We start from the raw sequence: 6,809 nt of genomic DNA, 5'->3' as shown, positions 1-6,809 counted from the left end.
ACCCCAGGCCACAACCACCCAAAAACACCCCAACACCCCCCCCTCCGCCCCAACCCGGAACTGTGCACTGCATCACCACAGCACCAACCGCAGCCAACAACACCGCCGCCGGCACCACCGAAAGAACACCCCCGCCGCTCGCGGCCAGGCCCCGCGGCCGGGCCCTCGATTGGCACCCAGGAATTCGCGCCCCGGCATTCGCTCCCAGGCGTTAAACGCAAGAAGGGCCGGCAACCAAACGGTTGCCGGCCCTTCTTCAAGCCACTGGCTTCAGGAGTGCTGAATTACCAGGAAGACTTTGTGATGCCCGGGAGCTCACCGCGGTGAGCCATGTCGCGGAAGCGAACACGGGAGATGCCGAACTTCTGGAAGGTACCGCGGGGACGGCCATCGATGATGTCGCGGTTACGCAGACGTACCGGAGAGGCGTTGCGGGGAAGCTTCTGCAGGCCGAGGCGAGCAGCTTCGCGTACTTCGTCGGTTGAGTTGGGATCAACCAGAGCCTTCTTCAGTTCGAGGCGCTTTGCAGCGTAACGCTCGACGATGACTTTACGCTGTTCGTTCTTAGCGATCATTGACTTCTTAGCCATGTGTTTAGCGCTCCTCTCGGAATTCGACGTGCTGGCGGATTTTGGGGTCGTACTTCTTCAGAACCAGGCGGTCCGGGTCGTTACGACGGTTCTTGCGCGTCACGTAGGTGTAGCCCGTGCCCGCGGTCGACTTCAGCTTGATGATCGGACGTACGTCCTTATCCTTTGCCATTAGAGCTTCACTCCTCGTGCCAGGATGGCGGCGACGACTACGTCAATGCCGCGTACGTCGATGGTCTTGATGCCACGAGCAGAGACCTGCAGCGTGACGTTGCGGCGCAGGGACGGAACCCAGTAGCGCTTCTTCTGGATGTTCGGGTCGAACCGGCGCTTGTTGCGACGGTGCGAGTGCGAAATGCTGTGTCCAAAGCCCGGCTCGGCTCCGGTCACCTGGCAGTGTGCTGCCATGACGACTCTCCTCAAAAAATAAATGAAACGGCTAACGGAGTTCCCGCTGACCGTGCGTTGGGCGGCGTCCGCATCCGGCTCCCGCCCCAATCACCGGGTCCGCGGGATTCAGGCAGACGGCGCAAACCGTCTGGTTTCCTCACTGCGGCGAAGATTGTGGGCCACGGGCACCTGACGATGGCGGTCCGTTGGACAGCCATTGCGAAGTGCCGGGATGCTGGGCGAATACAGGAATGCGCGCAACTTGAGCCCCTAACTACCGGCCTCCAAGACCGTCGATTTCTCTTCACGGGTCCTGCCAACCGGAGCAATTGCGCACGCTCCGCGCCACCTAGCGCCTACCAAGTCTACGAGTTCGGCGAATTAAAGACCAATCCGTCACTGAATGGTGTATAGGGCAGCAGCCGTCGGCCAGCCCGGGCAGTGGGCCGGAACCCTCCGAGGTCATATGCCCGACGAAGCAATTTCACAGCCAAATGATAGGCAGCGAGGCGATTCTGGGTCCATGAACACACAACTTCTGACGAGCCGACCCGAGGTTCGCCGCAGCTCCCGTGGCGCTGTGAACCCCTTCAGGGGGCAGCACCGGCGGCGGTTGCTGAGAGCGGATCTGCTGACGGTTCTTTTCTGGGCGTCCCTGGCGGGCGCCATCGCTTTGTGGCTGGCCGACGGCGGCATGGCCGGCTTCTCGACTCCAGCCGGCTCCTTCACCGCGTTGGGGATTGTGGCCGGCCTCGCCGGCATGGACCTGGTGCTTCTCATGCTGCTTCTGGCGGCCCGTATCCCGCTCATCGACCTCACAGTCGGCCACGACCGCGCCCTTGAGTTCCACCGCAAGCTGGGCAAGCCTGCCTTGTACCTGCTGCTCGCGCACGGGATCCTGATTGCGATCGGCTACGGCATGGCGGAAGGGCTGGATCCTGTCAGCGAGGCGGTTGCGCTGTGGGTCCTCGTGCCGGACATGTGGCTGGCCTACATTTCCATGCTCCTGTTCATCGCCGTCGTCGTCACCTCCCTGGTAGCCGTCCGACGGCGGTTTCCGTACGAATTCTGGTACGCCGTCCACCTCCTGACGTACGTGGCGGTCCTGACCGCGCTCCCCCACCAGTTCAGTGTGGGCGGCCTCTTTGCCGAAGGCACCTGGCAGCGCTGGTACTGGCTGGCACTGTGCATCGGAACCGGCGCCGCCCTGCTCTACTACCGGGTGGCCCAGCCGCTGGCAGCAACGTTCAGGCACCAGCTGACCGTCAGGCGGGTGGTACGGGTGGCCCCCGGAGTGGTGAGCATCGAGATGTCCGGCCTGCGCCTGGACCAGCTGGCAGGCAGCGGTGGCCGGTTCTTTATCTGGCGGTTTCTGGCTCCCGGACTGTGGTGGCACCCGCATCCGTTCAGCCTGTCCGCCGATCCCGTCAGTTTCGACGCCGCCGGCGAAGGGACGCTGAGGATCACGGTCCGCAACCTGGGCGCGGGTTCGGCCCAGCTCGCGTCACTCAGGCCCGGCACCAAGGTGGCGCTGGAGGGTCCGTACGGGCTGTTCAGCACGGCCGCGCGGAGCCGCAACCACGTGGTCATGGTCGGTGCCGGGATTGGCATTACCCCGATCCGTGCCCTGCTGGAGAGCACGCCATTCCAGCCCGGGAACGCCACTGTCATTCTCCGCGGCCACAGCGAATCCGAGCTTTACCTGGGCGAAGAAATCCTCGACCTCTGCCGGCAGCGGGGAGCCACGCTCTTCCATCTGACCGGCTCCCGCCCGGCCGGCGTCCGGACCTGGCTGCCGGAGAGTTCCGCGCGTGCCGGCCACCGGCTGGCCAGTTTTGACCCGCACGTCGCCGATGCAGATGTCTACGTCTGCGGCCCGGCCGCCTGGGCGCAAAGCGTGCTTGAGGACGCCCGCGCCGCCGGCGTCCGGGAAGACCAACTCCACTACGAAAGGTTCGACTGGTGAGAACCCGCGCAGCCGTTTCAGCAGCCCTGGCCTCCGCCGGCATCCTCATCGCAGGCTGGCAGTCGGGCGTCCACACAGCCGATACAAGCAGCTCCGTCGCGAGCGCGGCGACTGGCACCACCGGCGCCGAAGCGCTCGGCCCGGACGACTCAACGGCTTCGTCCGGCTCGTCGGGCGCGGGCACTACAGGCGCCTCGGGCACCACGGGGGCCTCGGCCAAGGCAGTGGGGACGTACGCCGGCTCAGTCGTCCAGACCCGGTTCGGCTCCGTCCAGGTGCAGATCACCGTGCAGGCCGGAAAGATCACTGACGTCACGGCGCTCCAGCTGACCGATGCTGAACGCAGGTCCGTGCAAATCAGCAACCGGGCGGCCCCGCTCCTGCGCGCCGAGGTGCTCCAATCCCAATCCGCGGACGTGCAGACCATCAGCGGTGCCACGGTGACTTCCGACGCGTACTTGAACTCCCTGCAGGCGGCCCTCGATGCAGCCAACCTCTAAGCTGGGCGGCTCTGCCCTGAAGGCCAGGACCTTTGGCTCCATGGGCACCGTCATCAGCCTGACCGTTCCTGCCGGGGCCGTCCCGGGAATAGCGGGGGACGGGGAGCGCGAGCTCGACGCCACAGCTGCCGCCGTCGAACGGGTGTTTGCCCGCGCGGATGAGACCTTCAGCCTGTACCGCCCCGATTCGGAGGCCAGCCGGCTAGCCCGCGGGGAGCTTTCTCTTCGGGACTCATCCGCCGGGATGCGGGACCGCTACGCGGAGGCGCTCAGCTGGCGGCTCATGACGGAGGGCTCATTCTCCCCGGAACGGCCCGACGGCGTGCTGGACCTTTCGGGGATCATCAAGGGCCACGCGATCGGGCAGGCCGGTGAGGCGCTGCGAAGCCGGGGGATCACTGACTGGTGCCTGAATGCCGGCGGTGATGTGCTGGTGATGGGCTCGCCGGTGCCAGGCAGCGGAGCTTCGTGGGCGGCCGGCGTCGTTGATCCGCTGGACCGCTCGGCGCTGCTTTCCGCCTACGGACTGGGCGGGCCAGGCACCCGGCGGGCCCTTGCGACGTCGGGCTCGGCGGAGCGGGGTGACCACATCTGGACTGCGGGCTGCCGCGGAGTCGAGTTCGCCCAGGTCTCCGTGGCCGCGGCCGACATTGTCACGGCCGATGTGCTCGCGACGGCGATCGTTGCGGGCGGGACCGCGATGCTGCACCGGGCCACTGACGGCTGGGACATCGATGTGCTCGCCGTCCGCCGGACCGGGGAACTGCTCGCAACGCCGGGATTCCGCGACTAGGTTGCCGTTCTAGAGGTGGGTTAGCTGGCCGTACTTCGGCTCCAGGCCGTCGCCGGACGACTTGCCGGTGACGCGCCGGACAACCCACGGGCCGGCGAATTCACGGACCCATCGGGCATTCGCACGGATGGCGTCCACACGCCTCAGTTCAGGTACCGGAGTCATGGGCGGGACGTCTATCGAGTGCTCGTGGGCCAGGACCGTGAGGACGCGCTTGGCCATGTTCGCGTGGCCGGCGGCGGACATGTGCATCCGGTCCGTGGCCCACATGCCCCAGTCGTAGTACTCGCTGAAACGCCAGTAGTCGACCAGCAGGGCGCCGTGGTCCCCGGCGATGCCGCGAACCAGTTCGTTGTAGATGGCTGTGCGGCCGCGCATGGTGCCGAAAATTTTGGAGCCCCGCGCGTCGAAGCCGGTGAACATCACCACAGTGGCGCCGGTGGCCGTGAGCTTGCGGACCCCGGCGTCGTACTCGGCCAGCAGGTCATCGATGTCGACCTTGGGCCGGAGGATGTCGTTGGCGCCGGCGTAGATGCTAACCAGGGTGGGTTGGAGTGCGACGGCGGCATCCACCTGTTCGGCCATGATCTGGCGGAGTTTCCTGCCGCGGATGGCAAGGTTCGCGTACCCGAAGCCCGGATCGGCAGCGCCGAGCCCCTCTGCCACCCGGTCCGCCCAGCCCCGGACGCCGTTGGGCCGGGTGGGGTCGTCGTCGCCGACGCCTTCCGTAAAGGAGTCTCCAAGGGCTACATAGCGGGACGTGAAATCCATGGTTCAAGTCTGCCAGCAGTTGCCGCGAGCAACAAAGACGGGGCTGCCCGACGGCGGCGCAGTCAGCGTCGCGCTTAGCTGTCCCGCAGGATCCAGTGGTCGTCGTCGAGCCGGCCGACGATTTTTTCGCCGATCCGGGCCAGGTCCGCGACGTCCTGGGGGCTCAAGGCGTCGAGGAACAGCGACCGGACGGCCTCCACGTGGCCCGGGGCGAGCTTCACAATCGTCTCCATGCCGGCTTCGGTCAGGTGCGCCGTGGTGACGCGGGCGTCGCCGGGGTGCGGCCGGCGCTCAAGCCAGCCGCGGTTCTGCAGCTTGGTGACCACATGGGAGAGCCGGGACAGGGAGGCGCTGGTGCGCGCCGCGAGCTCACTCATGGGCAGGAAGCGCCCCTCGGCCTCGGAGAGCATCGCCAGCACGTTGTAGTCGAACAGGGAAAGCTTGCCCGCGGCATGGAGCTGGGTGTCCAGGGCTGCTGGCAGCATGGTGTTGATGCTGAGCTGGGCAAGCCAGGCCCGGCGTTCGTCGGCGTTGAGCCAGCGGGGTTCGGTCATGGCTACATTCTAGGAGACTGGAAGCTTGACGATTCAACTTCAGGCTGGGGAATTCCAGAAAAGTTCCCGCCTGTCCGCGGCCTGCTACCGGTAGGCTGGCCGCATGTACGTAGTCTCCCTGACATACAAGGTCCCCGACGACATTGTGGAGTTCCATCTTTCGGCGCACGTGACGTGGCTGCAGACGGCCTTCGACGAGGGTGTCTTCATGGTCGCTGGGCGCAAAATCCCCCGCACCGGCGGCCTGTTGCTCTCCAACGCGGACCGGGCCAGCCTTGACGCTTCCCTGGCCAAGGACCCTTTCTACGTCAATGGTGTGGCTGATTTCGAAGTCATGGAGTTCCACGCCAACAGGGTGGCTCCGGGCTACGAAAACCTGCTGGACAGCTGAGCCCTGGCGGCTACCCGGCGCCCGCCTGGCTGCCGTCGCGCTGATTCTGCAGCAGCTTCTTCAGGCCACCCTTGCGCGGGACCTTCACGGGTTCGGGCCAGCGCGGCCGGAGCTGGTCGCCGAGGGTGACGCCGCGGAGCTTGCGTCCAAACAAGGGCAGCACCCAGTCGTGGACCCAGCGGCGCTGCCGGCGTTCCCACTCCCGCCAGCCCGGTTTCACCTGCGGCTCCCACTCCTTGGGCTTGATCTTGTGGGGCACGCCGAGGTGGTCCAGGACCTGTGAGGCAAGGTATTTGTGGCCTGCCTTGGACATATGCAGCCGGTCCAAATCCCACATCCGCGGGTCATGGAATGCGTCGAAGCACCAGTAGTCCACCAGCACCGCGCCGTAGCGGCCGGCGATCTCGCGGACGCGCCGGTTGTAGAAGGCGTTGCGTTTCTTCAGCGGCTCCAGCAGCGCGGAGACCTTGACGTCGAAGCCGGTGAACAGCACCAAGGTTGCCCCTGTGCCGGCGAGCGCAGCCACCAGGGTCTCGTAGTCCTGCATGAGGGAGCCGATGTCGGTGCCGAAATCCAGGATGTCGTTGCCGCCCGCGTACAGGGTGACGAGGGTCGGCTCCATGGCCAGGGCGGGACCGAGCTGTTCGGTGATGATGTGGCGCAGCCGTTTGCTGCGGATGGCCAGATTGGCGTACTCCCACCCCGGCTGCGCTTTGGCCAGCTTTTCCGCGACCCGGTCCGCCCAGCCCCGCACGCCGTTCGGGAACCGCGGATCGTAGTCCCCCACGCCCTCGGTGAAGGAATCCCCCAAGGCAACGAAGACCCGCCGCCCACCTCGATCCGGAAGCAAAGGA

Annotated in this window: 10 protein-coding genes; 4 read left to right on the top strand and 6 right to left on the bottom strand. The window is 66.2% G+C overall.

Features of this window, described 5'->3' with window-relative positions; all coding sequences use genetic code 11:
• Positions 1 to 284 precede the first annotated feature (284 nt).
• From rpsN to rpmB, 3 genes are read right to left on the bottom strand one after another with little or no spacing between them, the layout of a single operon-like run.
• Entirely contained in the window at positions 285 to 590 is a 306-nt protein-coding gene (rpsN, locus tag LQV16_RS22525; RefSeq protein ID WP_026266887.1) for a 30S ribosomal protein S14, read from the bottom strand.
• A gap of 4 nt (positions 591 to 594) precedes the next feature.
• Positions 595 to 762, bottom strand: coding sequence for a 50S ribosomal protein L33 (rpmG, locus tag LQV16_RS22520; protein ID WP_003798558.1), 168 nt, complete (start codon positions 760 to 762; stop codon positions 595 to 597).
• Complete coding sequence (gene rpmB, locus LQV16_RS22515) at positions 762 to 998, bottom strand: 50S ribosomal protein L28 (protein WP_011693744.1); 237 nt, start codon at positions 996 to 998, stop codon at positions 762 to 764. The genes rpmG and rpmB overlap by 1 nt, the downstream gene beginning before the upstream one ends.
• A gap of 505 nt (positions 999 to 1,503) precedes the next feature.
• Here rpmB and LQV16_RS22510 point away from each other — a divergent pair.
• From LQV16_RS22510 to LQV16_RS22500, 3 genes are read left to right on the top strand one after another with little or no spacing between them, the layout of a single operon-like run.
• The gene (locus tag LQV16_RS22510; RefSeq protein WP_229996068.1) at positions 1,504 to 2,946 is read left to right on the top strand and encodes a ferredoxin reductase family protein; all 1,443 of its coding nucleotides are present in this window, start codon (positions 1,504 to 1,506) and stop codon (positions 2,944 to 2,946) included.
• Positions 2,943 to 3,446, top strand: coding sequence for an FMN-binding protein (locus LQV16_RS22505; RefSeq protein ID WP_229996067.1), 504 nt, complete (start codon positions 2,943 to 2,945; stop codon positions 3,444 to 3,446). Before LQV16_RS22510 ends, LQV16_RS22505 begins: the two co-directional genes overlap by 4 nt.
• 40 nt (positions 3,447 to 3,486) lie before the next feature.
• The gene (locus tag LQV16_RS22500) at positions 3,487 to 4,239 is read left to right on the top strand and encodes an FAD:protein FMN transferase (RefSeq protein ID WP_229996070.1); all 753 of its coding nucleotides are present in this window, start codon (positions 3,487 to 3,489) and stop codon (positions 4,237 to 4,239) included.
• Positions 4,240 to 4,248: 9 nt separating this feature from the next.
• On the opposite strand, the gene LQV16_RS22495 is transcribed toward LQV16_RS22500, so the two are convergent.
• Both LQV16_RS22495 and LQV16_RS22490 read right to left on the bottom strand, forming a co-directional pair.
• The gene (locus tag LQV16_RS22495; protein ID WP_229996066.1) at positions 4,249 to 5,010 is read right to left on the bottom strand and encodes an SGNH/GDSL hydrolase family protein; all 762 of its coding nucleotides are present in this window, start codon (positions 5,008 to 5,010) and stop codon (positions 4,249 to 4,251) included.
• A 74-nt stretch (positions 5,011 to 5,084) separates the two neighbouring features.
• Positions 5,085 to 5,564 (bottom strand): MarR family transcriptional regulator, encoded by a 480-nt coding sequence (locus LQV16_RS22490; protein ID WP_229996065.1) that lies wholly within the window; start codon positions 5,562 to 5,564, stop codon positions 5,085 to 5,087.
• Positions 5,565 to 5,667: 103 nt separating this feature from the next.
• On the opposite strand from LQV16_RS22490, the gene LQV16_RS22485 reads away from it, so the two are divergent.
• Positions 5,668 to 5,955, top strand: a complete 288-nt coding sequence (locus tag LQV16_RS22485; RefSeq protein ID WP_229996064.1) for a YciI family protein — start codon at positions 5,668 to 5,670, stop codon at positions 5,953 to 5,955.
• A gap of 10 nt (positions 5,956 to 5,965) precedes the next feature.
• Here the strand turns inward: LQV16_RS22485 and LQV16_RS22480 are convergent, their stop codons facing one another.
• Complete coding sequence (locus LQV16_RS22480; protein ID WP_229996069.1) at positions 5,966 to 6,766, bottom strand: SGNH/GDSL hydrolase family protein; 801 nt, start codon at positions 6,764 to 6,766, stop codon at positions 5,966 to 5,968.
• Positions 6,767 to 6,809: the final 43 nt, after the last annotated feature.

It is taken from the genome of Arthrobacter sp. Bi26 (assembly GCF_918697925.1).
Classification (GTDB): domain Bacteria; phylum Actinomycetota; class Actinomycetes; order Actinomycetales; family Micrococcaceae; genus Arthrobacter.
The sequence above is the reverse complement of the archived record's forward strand: the minus strand, read 5'-3'. Positions and strand labels throughout refer to the sequence as shown.

Coding starts and splice junctions, on each gene's coding strand:
- rpsN (WP_026266887.1), bottom strand. CDS start 590: ATGGCTAAGAAGTCAATGATCGCTAAGAACGAACAGCGTAAAGTCATC.
- rpmG (WP_003798558.1), bottom strand. CDS start 762: ATGGCAAAGGATAAGGACGTACGTCCGATCATCAAGCTGAAGTCGACC.
- rpmB (WP_011693744.1), bottom strand. CDS start 998: ATGGCAGCACACTGCCAGGTGACCGGAGCCGAGCCGGGCTTTGGACAC.
- LQV16_RS22510 (WP_229996068.1), top strand. CDS start 1,504: ATGAACACACAACTTCTGACGAGCCGACCCGAGGTTCGCCGCAGCTCC.
- LQV16_RS22500 (WP_229996070.1), top strand. CDS start 3,487: ATGGGCACCGTCATCAGCCTGACCGTTCCTGCCGGGGCCGTCCCGGGA.
- LQV16_RS22495 (WP_229996066.1), bottom strand. CDS start 5,010: ATGGATTTCACGTCCCGCTATGTAGCCCTTGGAGACTCCTTTACGGAA.
- LQV16_RS22490 (WP_229996065.1), bottom strand. CDS start 5,564: ATGACCGAACCCCGCTGGCTCAACGCCGACGAACGCCGGGCCTGGCTT.
- LQV16_RS22485 (WP_229996064.1), top strand. CDS start 5,668: ATGTACGTAGTCTCCCTGACATACAAGGTCCCCGACGACATTGTGGAG.